We start from the raw sequence: 1428 nt of genomic DNA, 5'->3' as shown, positions 1-1428 counted from the left end.
TCCGTAAGTTGTTAGGCGGCCCGGGAGGGCCGGGTGTGGCTGATAGCTCTCTGCCAGTCGTGGCTCGCGAGGAGTGGCCGCCCGGCTCTCCGGGACGCCCTGACTGCTGATTGAGATGTGCGCGCCTTGTGCGGTCGCTGTTTACGGAGACGACAGCGGGGTGTTCCTCGGGCCGATGGCACGCTGTGCGGAACGAGGAGGGGCAAGTGAGCAAGCGACGGACCCGGGTCTGGGCCGGCATCGACGCCGGCAAGGGCCACCACTGGGTGGCGGTGGTCGACGAAACCGGTGCCACGTTGTGGTCGAAGAAGGTCGACAACGACGAGTCGGCGATCCTGACCGCACTCGGTGAGATCCTCGACCTGGCGGACGAGGTCCACTGGGCGGTGGACATCTCCGGGACGTCCTCCGCGCTGCTGCTGGCGTTGCTCGCTGCCCATGGCCAGCAGGCCGTCTACGTGCCCGGCCGCACCGTCAACCGCATGTCGGGCGCCTACCGGGGCGAGGCGAAGACCGATGCCCGCGATGCCTATGTGATTGCCGAAACCGCCCGTCACCGCAGCGACCTCGCCACGATCGACGTGCCCGCCCAGCTCGCTGCCGATCTTGCGCTGCTGACCTCCCACCGCGCCGACCTGGTGGCCGACCGGGTGCGGATGATCAATCGGCTGCGTGACGTGCTGACCGGTATCTTCCCGGCCCTGGAACGAGCCTTCGACTACTCGGCCCACAAGGGTGCACTGGTGCTGCTGACCGGCTACCAGACTCCCACCGCCCTCCGTCGCCGCGGCCGGGCCAGGCTGACTGCCTGGCTGGCCAACCGTGGCGTGCGCGGCGCCGACACCGTCGCGGTCACCGCCCTGGACGCCGCCCAGGCTCAGCAGACCGCGCTGCCCGGCGAGGACATCGCCGCACAGATTGTTGCCGACCTGGCTATGCAGATCCTGGCCCTGGAGGACCGGCTGAAGCGGATCGATCAGCAGATCCGGGACACTTTCCGCCGCCACCCCCAGGCGGAGATCATCGAGTCCCTGCCCGGCATGGGCCCGATCCTCGGCGCCGAGTTCGTCGCCGCCGCCGGAGACCTGACCGCTTACGCGGACGCCGGCCACCTCGCCTCTGCGGCCGGGCTGGTTCCCGTGCCCCGCGACTCCGGCCGCCGCACCGGCAATCTGCACCGGCCCAAGCGCTACAGCCGCCGCCTGCGCCGGGTGTTCTACATGTCCGCGCAGACCAGCATGATGCGCGAAGGACCGAACCGGGACTTCTACCTCAAGAAGCGCGGCGAAGGCTGCAAGCACGTCCAGGCCGTTATCGCCCTGGCTCGCCGCCGGGCGAGCGTTTTGTGGGCACTGCTGCGCGACAACCGGGTGTTCACCCCCGATCCGCCCGTCCCGCAAACAGCTTGACACCGTCATTGAGACTCCT

The 1428-nt window shown here is 69.3% G+C and carries 1 protein-coding gene; it reads left to right on the top strand.

What is annotated here, in order from left to right:
* Positions 1-206: 206 nt before the first annotated feature.
* On the top strand, positions 207-1409 hold the full coding sequence (locus ACFYOJ_RS36270; RefSeq protein WP_356559560.1) for an IS110 family transposase: 1203 nt from the start codon (positions 207-209) through the stop codon (positions 1407-1409).
* Positions 1410-1428 lie beyond the last annotated feature (19 nt).

Source organism: Streptomyces sp. NPDC006384, from assembly GCF_042870695.1.
Taxonomy (GTDB): domain Bacteria; phylum Actinomycetota; class Actinomycetes; order Streptomycetales; family Streptomycetaceae; genus Streptomyces.
Note: the sequence above shows the minus strand (reverse complement) of the source record. Positions and strands in the feature narration are given on the sequence as shown.